Source organism: Mucilaginibacter sp. (assembly GCF_039207105.1).
Lineage (GTDB): Bacteria > Bacteroidota > Bacteroidia > Sphingobacteriales > Sphingobacteriaceae > Mucilaginibacter.
Genome location: NZ_JBCECK010000015.1, coordinates 38,732 through 58,415 on the forward strand (window position 1 = coordinate 38,732; position 19,684 = coordinate 58,415).

Below are 19,684 nucleotides of genomic sequence, written 5' to 3' on the forward strand. Positions count from 1 at the left end.
TAATACTGGCAATATATATCTGTGTAGCTATATAACGGGATATACAGCTACACAGATATATAATTACTTTAGATGCCCTCCTTATCTTTCTCTGTAAGCAACTCATCATAAGCATTAATAACCGGATCAAGCCAATCTGCTTTATGATTTGCCCATGAAAGCCATTCGTGGTCTGCGTTTGGTATGGCAGTAAGATACTCACGAATTAATTGGGCTTGCTTCCACCGTTTAGCCTTGACCATCAGTTCGTGGAATCCTTTTTGTTCCTTTCGCTGACGCATTTCTCGCTCTGCTTGTATTATCCTTTGCCTTTCCCAGTTTTCTTGCCATAGGCGTGCCTTCTCTAAATATTCTTCCTCTTGCTTAGCGGCCAATTCAAGTTTTGCTAATATCTTGGGTAGCTGATCCTCAAGTAACTGAGTTTTCAAATCCTTCCATTCTGCTTTTAGTCTGCTATCAAGACGAAATGATAATTTACCGTTAGGACGCCATTCAAAATCCTGGTATGGCTTATTATGCACCCTGAATTTATTTGTCTGCTCGCGAAAATTAACACGAAGTTTAATATCATCTACAATAACGAAGTTACCATCGTTATTTACTTCAAAAAAATAACCTCTCGCACGTACGCATTTAATCAGCGTATCCATAAAGCGAAGTGCCCGGCCAGTGTTTGCTGGGGCTACACGAATGTCTAATTGGCCTTTTGTTGTGACAACCATTCCAGGATAATTAGCATCAGTAAGTTTAGATAGACTTTCTTTAGCATCAACAATTAAAATATCTGGTTTGGTTAAGCGTTCAGGAACTTTAAAAGGAAGTTTCTCCAATGCGACTTGCTTAACAAGCCTATCCAATTCAGAAACTTTCTTGACCTGCTCGCCAGGTGGACGTTCGTTAAGTTCAGCGAACGCTTTTCCTTTCCATGCTGATGATAGTTTAGGCTTACTTAGTTTATAACCAGCTTTTACTTTAGCCCAATCCCCATTTTTCGGAATGGGAATATTCAGACGAAGACACAATTTACGAAAGCCAACATCCGATATTATATACCTTTTAGCGATCTCAGTCATTGGTAATTCCCAAACCATGTCGTATATTTCTTCACGGGTAAGCCTAATCATAGTACTGGTGCTGCTGCTCTTAATTCATCTGTATTAAATTCACCGAGGCTCCGCAAATATTTAAGTGTTACAACTACCGAGGAATGTGCCATCATTTTCTGAACAACATATACATCTTTAGTTCGTCTGAATACATTGATTGCGGCTGTATGCCGAAAGGAATACAAGGTTTGTTTTGGACAGACCAAGCCATGACTCAGAAGTTTCTTTCTCTCCCGTGACCATTGTTTAGCAAAATACGTATAATTGAAGGGCTCTTTAGTTAAGCTAAATATGTTGTCGTCTCTTTTTAGTTGGGCGAGCACCGGCTCAAGTTCTTCTCTTACATAATCCGGAACAAAAGCAACTCTTACTCTCCCGCCTTTATTTTCATTTCCGGCTAAATGAATTTCGGTATTGTCCTTTTTGAAATGCTTTTTTGTAAGTAATCGTATCTCCTCATGTGGTCGTAATAAGCAGCCATAGGTCATCAGACAGCAGCGATATAGATTGGTATGATTCCCTTTTAAAAAATCAAGCACAGGTTGTAATTGTTCTTTTTCATAAGCCAAATGAAGCGTAGCTTTTATTCTCTTTACTTCTGTCTTCTTGATCGTCATTAAATTTTCGTCTATCAACCTTGTGGCAGTATTAAAAAGCACGCTCAAGTCTCGCCGTTTATTCATATAGCTGGTCGCAGATGAATTGTATCGTTGAAGGAACTCTTCAATTTGAGCTGTTTTTAATTTTTTGATTGAAGTTTCGCGACCATCTTCTCCCAAGAAAGCCATAAAATGATTGTAAACATACCGCAGGCTGTCTTTATGCTGTTTACTAATATCCGATGTGAGTTTTTTGTCGAGGGCCTGTTTAAAAAGAAAGGCGGTAGATTTATTGTTCTTTGTATTATTCATTCGACAAACATCTGTTTATCCCGAAGAACTGGCGGAGTTAAGTTTTCTTTTTTTGACAGCTGTGAACGATACTACCTTAATCATCACTTAAGCAACTAAAAGCAAAGCCGGATAAAATGTCAAGGGCGAGCCAGCCGCTGAAAGCTTACGATGCGGCTCGCTTGTGTACCCTTGACTTTTTATTCTGGCTTGGGCTACCTTTGCGGTAGTGGTGAATAAGGTGTTATATCATCCAAAAACTTCAACGACCAATACCTCTACCCTGACTTTTCTTCCTATTTCTCCCATGCATTGCTTCATCATCTACATCATTGCTTATTTCGAAGCCGTAAGAATCATAATGACTATTATCGCGATCAATAGGGGAATCATCATGGAGAATATAAACATCCTCACCTGTTTCAAAATCTCTTTGTGGTTTTGATCTACCTTCTTCTCCAATCTTATCTGCCTCTCTTGAACCTCCGTCGTCAAAGTAAGAATCAGCTGGACCGCTTATATAAAGTTCATTATCTCTATTTCCTCCATATCGGTTTGGTTTGGCCTCTCGGATCGGCCATGATTGATTTCCATAGTTTGTTCTTGTTCTGCTGTTTGCTTCGCTAATTGCTTTACCATCCCTAATTTGCTCATAGTTGATCTGTTTAATTAGTTCTGCCCATTTAAATCTGTTGCCTAAAGCTTGTCCTTTTATCTTAAAGCCATTATGAAAATAGGTGATGCCTGATATCTTTCCGGTTGTCGCCTGGTTGAAAAGAAAATGAATTCCTTGCCGCTCGCCTCGTTCTATTAGTTCTTTAATTGTTATATTTCCAAGATTGAGGATGTTAATTAGTTTGTTTTGCAAGAGCAATTTATCTGAGGGCTTACCTGTCCTTAATGTCCGTTCAATCTCTCCGATTTTAGCTGCTTTCAGCAAGGTTTCTTTACTGGATTGCACCTCTTTTAAATTATACTTTTGTTCCAGTTTCCTTGTAATACCCTCACTACGTTTAAAATTGTTACTGTCTGAAACTACTGTTCCGTCAAAGGAAATTCGGTTTACCAATAGGTGTATATGAGGATGAGGAGCATCATGATGACGAAAGATCATATACTGATTATTAGTATATCCGCTTTCTTTTAAATAATCATGGGCAATCGACAACAACTTATTATTGTCCAATTCATCTTCAATAGAAAAATTAAGGCTGGTATGGTAAACATAGCGGTTAAGGTTAGGCTTTAAGGTTTTAATTAATCGGATCTCTTGCTGTATCATCCTGGAATCAGTAGATGCGAAACTGCTGTCCAATAATTCCGCTCTCTTATTTTGGTCAGGATGGTAAAGCTTTTTGAGATTATAGTTTAATGCTCCTAAAAAGCTTTTACCTATTTTCTGACTGGCTATCATAAAATAATCCCCTAATAATTTTTTCCTCCTGCGCTTTTAATTTATTCAAAAGTGCAAGCAACCCTATAGGTAACTTACCTGCATTCAGCTGCCTGGTTTGCTGGTTGATATTTATCCCGATTCTTTTTAATTCCACATAGGTATCCATATCAACTTTGGCGATTTTTGCCTCTGGAAACCTTCCTTTAAAAAGTTTTTCCCTTACAAGCACCACTGGCGGTAAACCGCAAATAGCTGCGGCTTTATCTATCTTTTTCTTTTCCTCTTTTGTCAGCTTTAAAGTAATCCTCTCTGACCTTTTTTCCTCCTTTGATAATTCTGGCCTTCCCATAAATTTTATGCTAAACGAAGTGAAGTATAACGGGTCAGGGTGTCCCGGCAAGCGTTTCGGGAGGCCCGAAACATGGCTTGCTTTAAACAACCGGGTAATATATTGGTATATACAGGCAGCTGTATGTGTGGATCGTAAAACCGAAGCTTTACTATCATTGGATCACTTGATCTATCCCGTGCTGTTATTTCGTTATAATGGTACATCGATATTCAGTCATACTGTTAATTGGTTATACTGTTGCTACGATAGTAGGATACAGCGTTACACAGATATACAATTATACTATGGCATGTTCTCCGGCCAATACATTAGGCTTCCCTCTACTGGATGATACGAAGGCTCATAACGAATGTATCCGTAAGCAACTAACTCCTTTATGCATTTGTGATAAGTAGCAAATGATGCAATCCGGCTGTACAACATTAGCTGACGGCGACTGACTGAAAAAGGATTTCTAAATCCATTTCGCTGCCAACTGATAAATACAGCAGTGAATAAACTTAAGTGAGTGGGATATAACAGTTCATTGCTTCCTATAAGCTTAACGCGTTCTGCATATTCTGCCAACTGCCTATCTTTAGTAATCGACTTCAATGCCCACCTCCTTCCAGAATTTTATAGATGTCCTCCAACTTGTAATACATCATGCCACCGATTTTGGTATAAGAAAGAGTGCCATTAACACGAAGATTTTGCAGTGTCCCTGGCGAAATGTTTAATAGCTTTCTCACTTCATTGCTTTTTAACCATTGTTTTTGTTGTCCTTTTCCCGGCTGAACAATAGCCCTTATATCTTCCAGTAATTCTTTCTTAAACGCCTTCAGATCTTCTTTGGTAATCAACTCAATTGCTGTCATTACTAATAAATTAATTGTTAATATTTCATAATTATCATCCATCTATGTCAGTATTGGTGGACTTGAGCCTGCTTAACAGCATTACAGTTGGATTGATAATAAAACAAATGTAGAGCAATGTTTTGATAAATTAAAATATATCAAAACAAATGATTATCTTTGAGTTATTAATTCAGCAATTGACATAATTAGATTTGGCGACTTTTGATGAGATTTGATTTATCATAGATCTACTATTGCCATTGAACTTGATCAAATACAGCAGAATTCTATTAAAATATTTTTAAAATAAAATGAAAATAAGTTTCAAGACCTACCTAAATGACCGGCTAAAGCAGGTGGATTTTCATGGACAACTTACCCATCCGCTGTACGTACAGGTAACTTATGAGCGGAAGACCATTTTTTTTAAAAGCTATTATTTTGAATTGTTCTCTAAACCGAGGTATGCTATGCAACTGGCGGACGGCAATGTTAAATACCCAGACCTGGAGCAAATAATTGAGAAAGAAAATGAAGTTATCCGTTTTGTAATAGACAAGCTTAAAGATGGATTTTCATTAGAAGCGTTTAAAAAACTTTACGTCTACTTCAGCACTGACCTTTGCGATGCCACAGAGTTCGACTTCATTACATATCTGTACTTGTTTTTCACTGATAAAGAATTACCGCACATGGCGGAATTAGTAAAGTGGGGCACGTTGCGTCTCGTGACATACGATCTCGTAAAGGAATTCAAAAATACCCTCAAGAAATCTTTGTATGCTGAACTCGTTGAGCAAGCGTTTGAAAAGGCACCACCATATCTCCAATTATATAGTTTTGTAATGCACAATAAGCGTTCGCCTTTGCATTGTCTCACTGCAATGGAATGGGATAATGTCGAAACGGTTAGGTCTTTTAAGGATTATGTAGAATTACATTATTCGGAATTGAAGTCTACTATATTGATTGGGCAGGTGAATGCTTGGCCGAATTATCGAAGGAAGGTTTATTGAATTTTCAATTGATAAAAGTTTCTAATAAGATAGCTCAGAGGCTTAAAGATTGGCTTCGTATCTAAGTATACGCCTGCGATACTTTTACGATTCAGATTTGGGTTATGTTTTTGGTCTGACCTATAGCAGTTCTGCGATCATATGTGGCATTAAATTTAAACTACTTGTGAAGGTTGGCATCGTTTTGAAAATTGGAGACTTCATAGCCAAATTTACAATTGAAATCTTGATTTACGAAGAACCATAAGTTACAAAGCTTAATTTGAATTAATTATGATCGAAAAGATCTTATCGATACGTTTAGAACAGATCCTTAAAAATGAAATCGAGGAAGTAAAAGGGAAATTAGGAGGTGTAACTCCATTTAAAGCAATCGAACTTATAAAATGTATTGACCACTGTTTCGTAGCTCAATCGTACATTTATCCTAAGAATTCAATATATTATCAGAATAATCTAACGATATATCAAAAATATACAACAGGATGGTATGATCTCTTGAAAATATCTCTTGAGGGCTTAACGTCTCCCGCTTTAATTACTCCTATAGCCACAAGTAAAGCTGGCATACAGTGGGCTAATGATCTTTTCGGACACATGGGGAATGTCGGCAACGTTAAAAGAATTATTGCTTTAGCTGAAACTACAGATTTTGTGTCTTGTAAATTTGAGCGGGACGTTTTTAAATTCAAAGTTCAAACCGATGATGCAGGTATTGAATTTTTGGAAGCACAGGAGCAGTGGAAAATGGGACAAGAACATTTCAATAAACAGTCTATTCCAATCAGCAACGAACTGACGAAAATAATGCGGGGTAATTCATATTCCGCAGATAAAGTGACCGTAACATATAATCCTAATGAATACGTCGACAATCATTTTATTGCTGCTGGGCGTGCTTACGCTAAAGCGGCGGTGTCCTTTGACAGTTTTCCCGGAGAATCCATTTTTAACGGCATCCCTTATTCATTATATCAAGAGGTGTTGACGTGCTTGATCAGCCGTTGCTATAAACATTTACAGTATTGCCTTCAATTTCAAATAAAAACTGGACATCAAATTCTCAACCCTTGGAACATCTATACGCAAGTGGTGAATAAGAACAGTTTGATAAACCAAGTCTCTGCATATACCAAGATCTGCCTGGAGCAAGTGGAAACGATTCTTAATGTGATAACACTCGACGCTAACAAACTTGTAGCTGTGAATTTTCAGCCAGCTTTTGCTCCACCTCCAATTATTAAGACAGGCGGTAACTCTTTAGCGCTATCTATGATGGGGCACCTTTCGAATCCATTTATTTATTTCAACAAATGCCTCGACAAGCTTTTCTCTAATGACAGATCTGTTGCGGGCAGTGTCAGGGAAAAAGCTTTTAAGGAAGAATTGTATAGTGTATTTGAAAACAATTTGATAAAAATAAAGCACGAAGTAAGACTAAAGGAGGGGGGTAAAGAGCTGACTGATATTGACGCTGTTATATTTGACAGGCAACATCAGATATTATGCTTATTTCAATTGAAATGGATGGATGATTGGGGGACAGATATGTACCGGCGGCGTAATATGATTGCAAACTACAAAAAAAAGGTTGACAAATGGATTGAAATGGTGGACTATTATATTGACAAACAAGGCAGAGATAAACTATACAACATTTTACAAATTAATGGAATTGATGGACAAGCTAAAATTTACAAGATCATTTTGGGTCGTCACTTTTCTTTGTCGTCTGGGTATCAATTACCAGAAGGCACGGTTGCTCTAAACTGGGCTAGATTAATAAATCTGTTGCACAAGAATCCAAATTTTCAAAGTTCATTACTTGCCTTAATCAATCATTTAAAAGACAATCCTTTAACCCGTTCTTTAGATAAACACCGAATTTCGCCATTGACAATACCTTTGGGTATCTATAGCGTGCACTTATCTTCCGGCGGCGACACTTTATAAACGTCTTTGATGTTTATTTAAATCCAGGATTTGTTTTAATTCTTGGATAGTTAAGGCTGGAGTTCTTTTATGGAGCATGGAATGACAGTTGGGGCAAACAGGTATTAAGTCATTTAATGGATCGACCTGGTATTCGGATTTTATTGCCGAAATGGATGTGAGATGATGAACGTGAATAAAATCTTTCCCGATTTCACCATAATAATCTTCGAAATTGAAGTTACAAACCTGGCAAATGGCTCCAAAATGTTTCACACATTCCCGGCGTGCCCAAGGATTTCTTTCGTACTTATTTACCAATACTTGACTTACGGCACCTTCCGGAATAGATCCTGGAGGAATTTGTCCAGGTATTGCCGGGTCGTAATTATCGATATTACCCGCATTATCAAAAGTCCAAATAATTTTAACTGGCCGGGTGTCAAAATATTCTTTAACTGCACCTTTTCCTTCATAAGTAAAAGGATCAGTATCATTTACCCTGGTAAATATGAAAACATTGGTCCCTTTTCCGCCATCCAATAACTTTGTTATAGAGCCCAGACCTACGTGACTTTTAGCTTTGCCTTCCCAATGTAAATCAGGTCCATCCCAATAATTACAATAATTGTGGCCTGTACGGCCAGGGATGCCTATGTTCGCAAAAACGTAAAAATCACCATGATATTCGGTATACCCGTGTGCCAGTGACCACCTTGTTGAATTTCAGGAACGCCTGCAATTACATAAATTTGCTTTTTTGTATATGTCTGATTGACTTTAAACATACCTTAAGGTTTTAAATTAGCGCTTTCCGGGTAAGTTTTAATTGTATCTAATAGCATCTTTAATGCGGCTTCGTCAAACTTGCGCTCAAGTTCACATTCCCAAACTACAATTACCTGCCAACCAGCCTCTCTTAATTTTAATTGATGCATCTCGTCCCGTTGAATGTTTTTTGAAAGTTTTTCAGTCCAAAATTTACTATTCGTATTGGGAATTCTTCCTTCCCGGCACTCACTATGGTAGTGCCAAAAGCAACCATGCACGAAAATAACGGTCTTATATTTAGCTAAAACTATATCAGGCTTGCCTGGGAGGTGTTTGACATGCAGCCGGAATCTGAGTCCATTTGCATATAAAACAGACCTTAAAAGCTTTTCTGGCTTTGTATCCTTTGAACGGATTTTTGCCATTACAGCGCTCCTTTTTTCCTTAGACCAGATATCCATTTTAAGTTTTTGTCAATCGCCTCAAGTATCGTGCAAGGGATTCTGCTAATGCATTTGCCATTAAGACAGGAACACCGTTTCCAATCATTTTAAATTTTTTACTCAAGGGTAATTCGGGTGGAAGCGCATATGAATCCTCAACGCTTTGTATCCTTAACGCTTCACGTACTGAAAGACGTCTATGTTGGTAAGGGTGTAAATGAACTTCATTATTTCCATAACATGTGGTCGGGCTGTATTTATAACGGTGGAGCCGTTTAAAAGATGGACGGTTTGTCTCGCCTTCCTTTATTGCCGCAAGTTTTTCTTGAGGAATTTTTAAATTAAAATATTCATTAGCATTCGAAACAACATTTTCCTGGCCGGAGGGCACCAAACACGATTCCACACATAAATTAATTGCGATACCTTCTGGAACCGCTGGTACTAAACCGAAAGCCTGTGCTTCTGGCCAGGCGGCAGTATCCATTTCCAAGCTTGTTTTTGTACCCGCAGGAAATGGAAACCAGGTGCCATCAGTACATGTGATTATTGAATCAAGATTGTATTTTTTTTTATTTATTCCTACAACAAAAACACGCTCCCGGCTTTGGGGGACACCGAAGTCTAAACTGTTAAGGACGCTAAAGTCTATCAGGTACAGTTCCCGCATGATATCCAACAAGTGAAAAAAATGTTTAGCATTCTTTTTGACTTTAACCAAGCCGGTGACATTTTCCATAATGAAAAATGATGGTTGCAAATCAAGTATCTTGCATAGATAGGCGTCAGTTAATGAACCTCTATCTCCTTTAAACCCCTCAAGATTTCCATTGATGCTAAAATCCTGGCAAGGAGGTCCTCCAATAATTCCAAATTCCTTCGGCAATTGCCCACCAAATGCCTCATCCACAATCTCTTGTTCAGTAATATCTTTGATAGACTTTTCATTAGTGATCTGAAACTTACCAGTGATACCCTTAGCATTTTTCCATGAGGTTATCCCATGGCTAAATAGTTGGGCGAAATGATGATCGTATTCATTACTCCAAACGACATTAAACCCAGCTTTTTCAAAGCCCATATCCATAAAGCCACCACCGGTAAAAAAACTTAATATTTCTGGCAGGTCACTTTTCATCAATAATTATTTTTAACATAGATTTTAGTATATTTTGAAGTTGTATACAGCTTTTTTTCTAGTACTTCATACCGGACATTTGAGACGAATACCTTTTTCTGAATAATCTCTTTTAATTTTTCCGGGCCTCCTTCAAATGGCAGCTTGTGAAATAAGTGTTCCCCATTTTGCAAGTGTATGGTAAAATTGCCATATGGAGGAAATTGGACATTACTTACAACTCCCTCTATATCAACGAATGCATCACTATCACTGCTATACCGCCATTTACATCCCGGTTTAAACGGGCAAAACCTGCAATTTGACAACGAAGGGTTCGCTAAATCGGCAGCGATTTCATTTTGAATACGGTCTTTGCAAGACTTTATCATATTCATTAAAAAATCAACCTTACCCTGTTCACAACCTGTTCTAATTTCTTCTCCCGCAGCTGTCACTATTGTCAAAAATTGGGGATAGCTTCCATATTTCCGGTTTACCAAAAAAGCGTACAAGTGCAATTGATTTTTAAAACCTTCTTTTATTTCCTCAAAACTCCGGTTTTGTTCTTCTCTGTCTGGCTCCAGAGTTACCGGATCAAATACCTCACCTGTTTTGTAATCTTTTATTTCATACGGAACATTATACCTGAACGCAACTAGGTCAGGTTGCCCCTTCACACCATGCTCCTTGTCTTCAATCATTTTTTCAGGTATGCCATAATAGCCTTTTGCATAACTCTTTAAACCATTTATACGGGGTTTGACAAGTTGTTTTCTTATCGAATATTTAATCTTTCCGTAGTTAGGTACAATATTTTTTAGTCCCCCTTTAATTTGTTTTTCTTCCGCTGAATACCAAATTTGACTAAAACTCTCATCAGAATTAATATTTCCACGATTGGCTGATTTAAATACGTCATGGATAACGTTACCAAGCGATGCAAAATGACTGTTTCCCACCGGAAAGTATGCACTATTTCCATCATGATTGTATAAACCACTTAATGGGCATTTAAGGATCGTATTAAGCCTTGAGGGAGATAAAAGTCCCAAGGGCCTCTCTTCTAATGGGGAGACAGTAACTATTTCCATATCACCACACCTTGCATTTTGCAGGCCTCCTCAAACCATTGAATGTATCTGCAGTAACCAATTGTTTTCGAGCTCCTTTATCCTTTAATGTAATTTCCAAACCCTCGATTTCCGATGCCAGCCATTCTTCTTGTATGTCGTTTATATTCCATAATGGGTGAATAATTATTACTGGTTTACCCTTGGCAACAAATCCCCATAGTTTGCCATTTGGGCTAGTAAAAATTTCGCCATTACTGAATGCCTCACTTAAATCCTTGGCTACCTTTTTGGCCGACTCAGGCCAATCGGTTAATTCAACAAAATTAAAATTACCATCTGTACCGAACTTGTAATCTGAATTGGTTATATATCTCAACCAAGACATGCCCAAGCGCCAATCTAATAATGCATGATAATTCATGTTCCTGTAAATCTTCAGGCATTTGTAGCAACTGGTTAAACAATGTTGGTGTTCGGCGCTGCGTATGTATTCAAAATAAGCATTGCTTTCAACTTGTTTTAGCCCAAGTATCCTGTCAATTATTAATGTTTGAAGGTTATTGAACCCATATCTGACAAATCCCGATCCATTGGGCAATTCATCTGTCAACGTAATTACCGGCAAGCCATTAACGTCCTTCACAATTTCAGCAATTTCAATTTCCAAGGGATCGACATCAAGCGCTATCGCTATTGCGCGTTGGATTAAAAAGGCAGCAGAATAAACAGCAGATTTTACACCCACCGCCTGTTGTGATTGAAAATCAAACATTTCAAATAGAATGCCTTTCATCGTTTTATTTGGAGAAATTCGCAATACTTCGGTTGTTTTATTCGCAGCCAGAGCCGTTGTTATTTCCAATTGCTGATATTCAGGCGTAGCACCAATAATTCTAGGTGGATTCCCTTTATCGATAAACCATTGGCCCTCTATAGTCGCGATAGCAATTGCGCCCCCTCTCGCCCTGTAATTACGTTTGAGCTCATATTTCTTCAAATGGAAAAAGTCATCACCATTTTTGTTGATACGCCAAGTTGTGTCCGTTTCAGATATGCGTGCTGTTCCATTTGATAAATAACTGGCTTCAAGTAAATTGGCGGATTTACTGTCTGGTTCTGCATAAACGGAAGGCCGGGAAATTACCATTTCGGTGTTTTCTGTAGTATCCCTGCCTTGTGAAAAATCAGTGCGGTACGCAGATGGAATAATCATAGGAAAGCGCTCTGCTGATGGCCATTGACATTCCGGACATTCAACTTCTATTGGTGTGCCAAGATTTTCATTTAGTGGGTCTGCATTCCCGCCATCATAAGGAGTTGTTTGTATAAGACGGCAGTTAGGACATTTAATCATGTGTCCAGAGTACCGGAATGCCAGACCATCAGTTTTCATCAGCTCAGGATAATGGCTTCTTTCTTTAAACTCTAATTCCGGGGTGATACCGACTGCAGTGTAAATCCTTTTGTCCTTGGTTTTTTCAGTACCAGGGGCAAACTCAGTGATAGCCATAGCCTGATCCCGGTCTATGGCTTTCATTTCTTTAGCTCTGTCGTCAAAGCCATGATAAAGGTTTTTTACACTGGTTGGCATTCCGAACATTGGCAATATTCCACCCTCAGCTAAACGGTCAGCTGCTTCATCACCAGGCAAATCCCGGTTCAATGCCATTTTATCGACTATGTCAAAAAAATCCTGATAATAATAATTTCCAGCGTTAATATCGCTCCATAGCAACCCAGTTCCATAGCTAATTGAATTGAAAAAGGTTTCCATCTGTCCCTGATTGGCATTCAACCAATCAGATAAAAATTTCTTGTTGTGTATCCAGTCATCAAAAATACCCATTTCTCCATGCGTACTTTTGGATAGCCCATTACGGGCTAATTGGGCCTGCCTGAAAGCTCTGGCGAAAATAAATTTATTGAACACTCTCCTGAATATCCTTGCCTGCCCTGTACTTAAAACCGGTGTAGGCGGAGGATCACTTGTTATTTCCTGCGGACTGTTAAAGTAATGTTCATCATGACTGCGGCCCCGGCAAAAAGTAAGAATGGCGGCAAATGCTTGCCCACGCCGCCCAGCGCGACCAACTCTTTGCTGATAATTAAACCGCTGAGGTGGCATATTTGCGAGCATAACAGCTTGCAAGGAACCAATATCAACACCTACTTCCAATGTTGTAGTTACAGACAATAAGTCGATGTTACGGATGGTATCTGGACCTTCGTCCGCCAAAACCATGTTTCTAAAATGCCTCTGTCTTTGAAACTGATTGTCTGTTTGGCCAGTCATTTCCTCACAATGCAACCTGATTGCCTTCCGCTTCTCAACTATGGCGTGAATAGCCAGGTGATTCCTTAATCTCAGGTCTTTTACGGCCTTGTTAGTTTTCCGCAATCTTTGATTACAAAATGTGCAAAGATGGCCCGCCGCATGCAGGTGTGGCCTAAAGCAATTTCCACATTCATAATAAGTTTCTTCTTCATCGAGTACAGGATATAAAGCCAAGGCTTCAAAACGCAGAAGTCCGGTGGGAGTAATAACCTTCCAAGCCAAAAGTTGATCGTATACATCAAGTGGCGTATCTTGGTGAGTGGAGATGAGCGCTCTGACTCTTGCATTCCACGCACCGTTAACCCCAGCCGTGTCATAATCATTATCCTCATAATAGTAATTATCCCCGAGTTTCCTGATATAAGCATGATACTTGTCTACCAAATGAGCTGGCACCTTTGACAAGATATCTTGCGCCATTCCAATGTAAGCTAAACCACTGGATTCCAACCCGAAATATAGGCGGCCGAAAAGTGCTTTTGCCGCTTGATAAATCGTATCGTGTTTAGTTTCATCATTTTCCAACTGGGTACCTGTCAGGTTAACCTGATTTTCGGATGAGGTGAAAATAGTAAACCATTCAGAGTGGCTGCTTTGGAATTTTTGTGCCTCTAAACTTAGTCCCCGTGGATTAACTCCGGTAACATATAGTTTTTGCATAACACTTGAGATATTCGAAACAGCCAGTTCTTTAAAGGGTACGCTGGGTGCCCCGTTGATAATTTGAAGCCAATCGCGTTCCAGCCCCGGAATCAAATCTTCAACTGGACTGTTGAATTTATTATAATAGAGGCTATAGACCTCATTGAATATTTGCGTGTTATACTTGGATTTTATTTCGTCAGCAACCGCTTTATCCAGCCGGCCACCTTGTCCTTTTGCTGCAATCTGTAAAGCTATCGATTTTCTTTTGAGCCCTGGGTTATCATATAAAACTGATATCAACGCCTCCCTCACTAAATCAACAAAATGTTCCCTTTCGATAGCGTTCGACATTTTTGCGGCATCTTCTCGACTATCGGAAAAAAGTACTAGTTTTCTTTTTTCGGGATCATCAGGCAGTTGATAAAATAGCTCTTTAGAAAGGATTTGTGCTGTTTTTCCGAAACCGGACCGGAAACCTCTCACAGGGCTTGTCCTGGTTTTTCCTTTTTCATAATTGCTGGCACATGCTGGGCATGTACAGGGTAAGCAACGTTCTTCGATGCCTTGTCCCGACACTTCATTGTCCAATACAAATAAGAGACCTTTCACATAGTTCTGGTCTGTATCAACTTGTTGCTCTAAATCGCCTGTTTGTTTATGAAGAAAATATTCCTGCCATTCACCCGTGATCCTATGCCGCGTATAAGTAATATCTGAGGCCGGAGCAGCCTGCTGAAAGCCCTGCGGCCAAAAGACAATATAATCGCGGTACTTTCTTTTTTCGACCAGGCTTTGTGGATTGTTTTCCGGAATTCCTTCAATATCTGGACTGATGGCGATCATTTCCAATTTCGCGTTTACAAAAAGCCGGCTTCCGCCTAAAAAGGTGGTGCCACAGTTCTCGCAGTAAAGGACATCAAAAAGCCGATTCCCTTTTTTATCTGCTATATCGCCTTTCGGGTGTAATTGGCCAATTGTCCGTTTTAATTCTGCCGGTAAACCTTCATCCTCTGAATATTTGGGATTTACTGTATTGAGGTCTGCATTAGCCCAAATACCTTCGATATTCCGGATAAAATAATGAAATCTTAAACGCGGTAATTTAATTTTCTTGATGTCTGGATCTGTTTCATCAAGATCATCTTTTAGACCTCTTAACGTCAGCATTCCCCTTACCGCCCAGTATAATTGCCCGGCATCATAAGCACTGCCAAACAAATTTCCAGCAAACGTTTTATCGTTAGTTGAAGAGTTCCAGATTTCGAGCGAACTCGATTCTTTGAAAGCTCTCATAATCTTCTTTCTAAATCCAGCATTGGCCAATTTTTGTATGGCCCCAGCAAGACCGGGCCCAGAACCCTGGCTAAATGCTGAACATGCATCTAAAAACCGGACATCCTCAATGTTATTGTTTACTTGCTCGTAAGTTTGCGCAACAGTCGCCAGGTCGTCAATACTGAATGGCTCGCTTTCTGTATCAGGAATCGGCTCTGAAGTGCCTTGTATAATTTGTTCTGGACGGAATGGCACACCGAAGAAATCACTTAGAAATTTTAAACTCTTATCATCATTAGGGTCTAAAGATGCACTTGAAGCTAATATCCGTAATTGTTTGCTATCTGGTTTTAGCCCAATGCGCTCTAAAAGCATCCGCACCAAAAAAGCGACTTCTGTTCCCTGAGTCCCTCTGTATAGGTGCAACTCATCTATAATCAAATGAAAAACATTGTTAATCTTGTCAGATTCAAGCCATGCTTTGGTTTTGTCGAATATCCCAGTATCTGCCTCACGCATGAGCATAATGCTCATCATGGAAAAATTAGTAATCAGAATGTCTGGAGGGCTTTCCTGCATATCAAAGCGGGTGCGCATCTCCGCACCATCCAGTTGCTGAAAAAAGTATTTCTTATCGGAATTTTTCTTTTTGGGTGTATCCGGATGGTCAGCTAAGTACTGCGTTACTTTTACATTGTTATGGTCAATTTCCCTTAATTTGGTTCTTAAACGTTGTAACTGCATTCTAGCCTTAGCTTTTTTTGCCGAAATGTCATCTTTGGAATCGGAAGGCAAATACTGTGGGAAAATTCCAGGCGATGGAGTTGCCCCATTATACCGGCCGAAATAAATGCGGTTATGCATCCATTTTTCATAAGTTTTTCCGGTGTCTTCCTTTTCGAAAAACTGACGCGCCTCATCAGAATCGAGAGCTACCCGTAAGCGCGTCATTTGATCCTCAACCAAAGCATTCATAGGATACAAAATAAGAGCTCTAACTGCTTCGGGCCTTGTTTCATGCCCCCTCTGTAAAATTTCTTTTTTTAATTTTCCTTGACTAAAACTGATGGTTTTATTGATGTTTACACCGCCGTCAGCCTTCTTCCTCCACCAAGCTAGTTCCTTTGTCCGCACGTCTGATCCTGATGGTGGGTATAAATTATTCCATTTTTGAGCTTCTTTGGAAAGTTCTGCAAAAAGAGGTAACAGGAAAGATTCGGTCTTTCCTGAACCGGTTCCAGAAGTGATAACACAATTTTCTTTTCCCCGGACGGCCATTTGAAGCATTTGTAATTGATGCTGATATAGTTCTATTTCCTTCGGAAATAGCCCTGAAACTGCTAATTTCTTGAACCAGGCCAAGGTTGTCGCATCAAGACCCGTATCAGCTTCAGTTAATTGTGATATTGTTTTCCCCGAGCTTTTATATTCTGGCAAAGCCTCGACCCAAGGCTGGCGGTAAAGCACGCCATCTGTATTCAACAGGTTTTCCCGTTCAGCTTCAAAAGAAGGAAACCGCGTAGAGAAAGCGGTTTTAATATAACTTTTATAGTTTTTAATGATAGTCTCGAAAGATTTGAACGGATCAATCATAATTAATTAAAGTTTTTAATAACATAGTTTGGCCCAGATTTCCAGTCAATATTTCAGCGGTCGTTTTCAAAATTCCTTTATACATTAAATATGACCTAGCACCTCTTTGGTGAGGGCTGATGATTAGCTGGCTGGTATTGGATATCAATTTTGCAACCGACGGCATCCGGCCAGTTAAATAAAATAGATTGCGTTCTATTTCAGCCGGTAGCCGTAGCGAAGCGGGTATAAACAAGATGTTTTTACGATCATCGAAATAGCAGTGGCTTTCTTGTTGCAGCTTATTTAACAACATATATTTCCCCCACCTTGGATCAATTGACCCTTTGTAGGCTATTTCATCCTCTTCAAATCGAAGCACATGGTATTTTTGCCATGGACTGATCTCGTATAAAGATAATGATGGGAACATGATGGCTTTAAGTTCTGGCTTTTTGGTGAAAGCGAGCTTTTCCACATCAAAAATTTGATAACGGGAAGGCATATGTAAATCCCATTCCCGTTGTTTTTTGAAATCCTCGAACTTACCTTGAAGCGTGAAATGGCTTGATAAATATCTAAAGTAAGGGAGGATAATTTGCTGGTCTAATAATTGACATATTTCCGTTATAGGAGTCTGGTCATTTTCCACATAGACAAAAACAGATGGCGGTATCAGAGCTAAATCCGACCCTTCCTTATATATTTTAAATGTGGCATTATTAGTTTCGCAGATTGTCCTTATTCTTTCAAGTAGAGATATCGAATAAGCCCCAGCCAGCACGTAAAGAGCTCCTTTAAAGGGCTGCATTCCACTGTTAATTCCTTCTACCCGGAAATTTTGTAAATTGCCTAAACGGAATAGCCATGGTCTTACTGGAGAGATCCTGCTAACCGCGTTCCCTTCACTTGTTTGTACCGTTATACGCGAACCTTCTTTCAGCCCGTTTATGGTATAACTTGACATTTTATGAAAATCAATGTCTGCTGGAATGTTCTTTGAAACACTTCTTTGTATGGCTGATAATCCGTTATCAAATGACATTTTCGATATATCACCTTTGCTAAGCAGATATTCCATAAGTAATACCGCAGCCCGTTGACTTGCCGGCATCGTTTCTAAATTCAATTCTTCATCGTGCCATATTCTAAACTGAGGCGGAGGCGGGTAATCAAAGCGCCCGGAGCTTGTCAAGGCAATGCCTTGGTGATAATTCGTCGTTTCTGCACCTCCTTCTTCCGGGCAGGGGTCTATGCTTATCAACTTTGTATCAGAAGGTTGCGGCAGGTCTAGTGCACTGAATATTATATGACCGCCATTCGGCAAGAAAACAAATTCTGGTGCATTCAAAATTTTTAGCTGATATGAACCTGGTAATACCTCTGGACTGATCTCAAAAAACAATCCGCTATTGAGCTCGAATTCGTAATATTCAGCACCTTCCAAAACCAATACTTCATTCCCTTTTGCACCAGACAACGTTGCTATTAGCGCAAAGCCAGCGATCCATTCACCCCGCTCATTACCTTTTAGACCGTCATGCAATTCCAATGACCGGTTGGAGGGCGATTTCAATTTCGATAGCGATGGATAGTTACTTTTTATGCCGCTCTGAAAATGAAACAAGAACCAATCTTTTTGATCAGCTAAACTTAAGTCTTCTGATTCATCAAGCCCCCCATTTGTAGATAGCCAGTCGTCCAAATTCGTTTTTACAAGCCGGTTTATAAGCAAATATTGGCTTGCCGCCTGATGAATATAATCCGACTCGATGTAAATCTCAGAATGCAAGCCTTCTGCACGGCCGTTGACGAATACAAAAACCATATCCTCAGATGGCTTAAATGTTAATTTCAAGCCTATGGATTCATCAATCAATACTTGTTGACCGGGTATACCATTCAGAGGCAAAGGCGATGACCAATGATTATTTGAAATAGTAACATTTTGTTTGCCTATTAATATTTCCGTTTCATGATAAATTTCTTCTTTAAAACGGAACGAAAATGCCGCAGTTCCAGAATGATCAATTTGGAAGCAAAGTCTTAGTTTACGTGATTGAAATACTGTTGTAACTCGTTGATTTTCAACCTCTGTTTGATATTCTCCATCCCAGGCAAAGTACAATTGCCTCAATATTGCAAAAATAAGTTCCTGGTCGGGCGACGGGACAACGTTGGCCAATAGCTTGGAGATATTATCATTGCCTTTAACATTTTTGAAGGCTGCAAGTAACTGATGGTTAGTTATGCTGGTTTGTGGTTCCAGATCCTGGTCAAAAAAAAATTTATAGAAATTACGTAATTGACTTCGTGATAGTAAAATAAACGTATAAGGCTTTCCAATGTATTCAAATTTTTCGGAAGACAGGCTTTTCCCTGGTAGATACCCCAAGCGGCCATTCATGAAAACATTTGCCCACCATACCAGATTATCCCATGCCGTATTCCAATTTAAATGTTCACTCATGGTTGGGAAGGTTGTTTCCCCAACTTGGAAATATTCACGGATCCGCTGGTAACGGCTTGTATCTCTACCTTCCAAGATAGCTATATTCACGCCTGCCAGGTGCATTAGCGAGGGGGGGTATCTTACACAAACCTCTCCACAGTTATAATGATCACGGCCTATTTTATAAAAGCTCTTCCCCCGGCTATCTTCCCGGTTAATTTTTTCAATTATATTTCCAGATATTCCAGGGTGGCCTGAACGCCAAGCTTCTTTAAAGTCATTGATAATCTCAAGATCTTCCTGTGTGGCAATTTCAGAAAATTCTGAATTCCTGGCAATTGCTAAAATATCGTCTTGGGAAATTACCAGGGTGATAATTTTTCCGCCATATTCCGGCGAGAAGAAAAAATCTCCTAATAAATTATTCCAGTTTAAATACGATATTATGGGCATAACCGTGAGTAAGG

At 39.3% G+C, this 19,684-nt stretch carries 13 protein-coding genes; 2 read left to right on the plus strand and 11 right to left on the minus strand.

Annotated elements, in window-relative coordinates; genetic code table 11:
• Positions 1-68: 68 nt before the first annotated feature.
• From AAGC65_RS05220 to AAGC65_RS05240, 5 genes are all read right to left on the minus strand, one after another.
• Complete coding sequence (locus AAGC65_RS05220; protein ID WP_343111359.1) at positions 69-1,124, minus strand: hypothetical protein; 1,056 nt, start codon at positions 1,122-1,124, stop codon at positions 69-71.
• Entirely contained in the window at positions 1,121-2,017 is an 897-nt protein-coding gene (locus tag AAGC65_RS05225) for a tyrosine-type recombinase/integrase (RefSeq protein ID WP_343111360.1), read from the minus strand. The genes AAGC65_RS05220 and AAGC65_RS05225 overlap by 4 nt, the downstream gene beginning before the upstream one ends.
• A 241-nt stretch (positions 2,018-2,258) precedes the next feature.
• Positions 2,259-3,410 (minus strand): relaxase/mobilization nuclease domain-containing protein, encoded by a 1,152-nt coding sequence (locus tag AAGC65_RS05230; RefSeq protein WP_343111361.1) that lies wholly within the window; start codon positions 3,408-3,410, stop codon positions 2,259-2,261.
• Positions 3,385-3,741: a plasmid mobilization protein gene (locus AAGC65_RS05235; RefSeq protein WP_343111362.1), complete on the minus strand. Its 357-nt coding sequence runs from the start codon at positions 3,739-3,741 to the stop codon at positions 3,385-3,387. Before AAGC65_RS05235 ends, AAGC65_RS05230 begins: the two co-directional genes overlap by 26 nt.
• Positions 3,742-4,334: 593 nt before the next feature.
• Positions 4,335-4,643, minus strand: a complete 309-nt coding sequence (locus AAGC65_RS05240) for a helix-turn-helix domain-containing protein (protein WP_343111363.1) — start codon at positions 4,641-4,643, stop codon at positions 4,335-4,337.
• A gap of 410 nt (positions 4,644-5,053) precedes the next feature.
• Between AAGC65_RS05240 and AAGC65_RS05245 the strand changes: the two genes are divergently transcribed.
• Both AAGC65_RS05245 and AAGC65_RS05250 read left to right on the plus strand, forming a co-directional pair.
• Positions 5,054-5,599, plus strand: coding sequence for a hypothetical protein (locus AAGC65_RS05245; RefSeq protein WP_343111364.1), 546 nt, complete (start codon positions 5,054-5,056; stop codon positions 5,597-5,599).
• Positions 5,600-5,872: 273 nt separating this feature from the next.
• Complete coding sequence (locus AAGC65_RS05250) at positions 5,873-7,552, plus strand: hypothetical protein (RefSeq protein ID WP_343111365.1); 1,680 nt, start codon at positions 5,873-5,875, stop codon at positions 7,550-7,552.
• Here AAGC65_RS05250 and AAGC65_RS05255 read toward each other — a convergent pair.
• The 6 genes from AAGC65_RS05255 to AAGC65_RS05280 form a co-directional block, all read right to left on the minus strand.
• Positions 7,547-8,074, minus strand: a complete 528-nt coding sequence (locus AAGC65_RS05255; RefSeq protein ID WP_343111366.1) for an HNH endonuclease — start codon at positions 8,072-8,074, stop codon at positions 7,547-7,549. The two genes, AAGC65_RS05250 and AAGC65_RS05255, sit on opposite strands and share 6 nt — an antisense overlap.
• 248 nt (positions 8,075-8,322) lie before the next feature.
• Positions 8,323-8,727 carry a very short patch repair endonuclease gene (locus AAGC65_RS05260; RefSeq protein WP_407940659.1) on the minus strand — a complete coding sequence of 135 codons (405 nt, stop codon included), beginning with the start codon at positions 8,725-8,727 and terminating at the stop codon, positions 8,323-8,325.
• Between the two features lie 37 nt (positions 8,728-8,764).
• On the minus strand, positions 8,765-9,883 hold the full coding sequence (locus AAGC65_RS05265) for a DNA cytosine methyltransferase (protein WP_343111368.1): 1,119 nt from the start codon (positions 9,881-9,883) through the stop codon (positions 8,765-8,767).
• On the minus strand, positions 9,883-10,956 hold the full coding sequence (locus AAGC65_RS05270; protein ID WP_343111369.1) for a PD-(D/E)XK nuclease family protein: 1,074 nt from the start codon (positions 10,954-10,956) through the stop codon (positions 9,883-9,885). The genes AAGC65_RS05265 and AAGC65_RS05270 overlap by 1 nt, the downstream gene beginning before the upstream one ends.
• Before the next feature lies 1 nt (position 10,957).
• Entirely contained in the window at positions 10,958-16,786 is a 5,829-nt protein-coding gene (locus AAGC65_RS05275) for a DEAD/DEAH box helicase (RefSeq protein ID WP_343111370.1), read from the minus strand.
• Positions 16,779-19,670 (minus strand): hypothetical protein, encoded by a 2,892-nt coding sequence (locus AAGC65_RS05280; RefSeq protein ID WP_343111371.1) that lies wholly within the window; start codon positions 19,668-19,670, stop codon positions 16,779-16,781. The genes AAGC65_RS05275 and AAGC65_RS05280 overlap by 8 nt, the downstream gene beginning before the upstream one ends.
• Positions 19,671-19,684: the final 14 nt, after the last annotated feature.

What these genes read in the sequence shown, in the direction of transcription:
- AAGC65_RS05220 (WP_343111359.1), bottom strand. Translation starts at nt 1,124, where the DNA reads ATGATTAGGCTTACCCGTGAAGAAATATACGACATGGTTTGGGAATTA.
- AAGC65_RS05225 (WP_343111360.1), bottom strand. Translation starts at nt 2,017, where the DNA reads ATGAATAATACAAAGAACAATAAATCTACCGCCTTTCTTTTTAAACAG.
- AAGC65_RS05230 (WP_343111361.1), bottom strand. Translation starts at nt 3,410, where the DNA reads ATGATAGCCAGTCAGAAAATAGGTAAAAGCTTTTTAGGAGCATTAAAC.
- AAGC65_RS05235 (WP_343111362.1), bottom strand. Translation starts at nt 3,741, where the DNA reads ATGGGAAGGCCAGAATTATCAAAGGAGGAAAAAAGGTCAGAGAGGATT.
- AAGC65_RS05240 (WP_343111363.1), bottom strand. Translation starts at nt 4,643, where the DNA reads ATGGATGATAATTATGAAATATTAACAATTAATTTATTAGTAATGACA.
- AAGC65_RS05245 (WP_343111364.1), top strand. Translation starts at nt 5,054, where the DNA reads ATGCAACTGGCGGACGGCAATGTTAAATACCCAGACCTGGAGCAAATA.
- AAGC65_RS05250 (WP_343111365.1), top strand. Translation starts at nt 5,873, where the DNA reads ATGATCGAAAAGATCTTATCGATACGTTTAGAACAGATCCTTAAAAAT.
- AAGC65_RS05260 (WP_407940659.1), bottom strand. Translation starts at nt 8,727, where the DNA reads ATGGCAAAAATCCGTTCAAAGGATACAAAGCCAGAAAAGCTTTTAAGG.
- AAGC65_RS05265 (WP_343111368.1), bottom strand. Translation starts at nt 9,883, where the DNA reads ATGAAAAGTGACCTGCCAGAAATATTAAGTTTTTTTACCGGTGGTGGC.
- AAGC65_RS05270 (WP_343111369.1), bottom strand. Translation starts at nt 10,956, where the DNA reads ATGGAAATAGTTACTGTCTCCCCATTAGAAGAGAGGCCCTTGGGACTT.
- AAGC65_RS05275 (WP_343111370.1), bottom strand. Translation starts at nt 16,786, where the DNA reads ATGATTGATCCGTTCAAATCTTTCGAGACTATCATTAAAAACTATAAA.
- AAGC65_RS05280 (WP_343111371.1), bottom strand. Translation starts at nt 19,670, where the DNA reads ATGCCCATAATATCGTATTTAAACTGGAATAATTTATTAGGAGATTTT.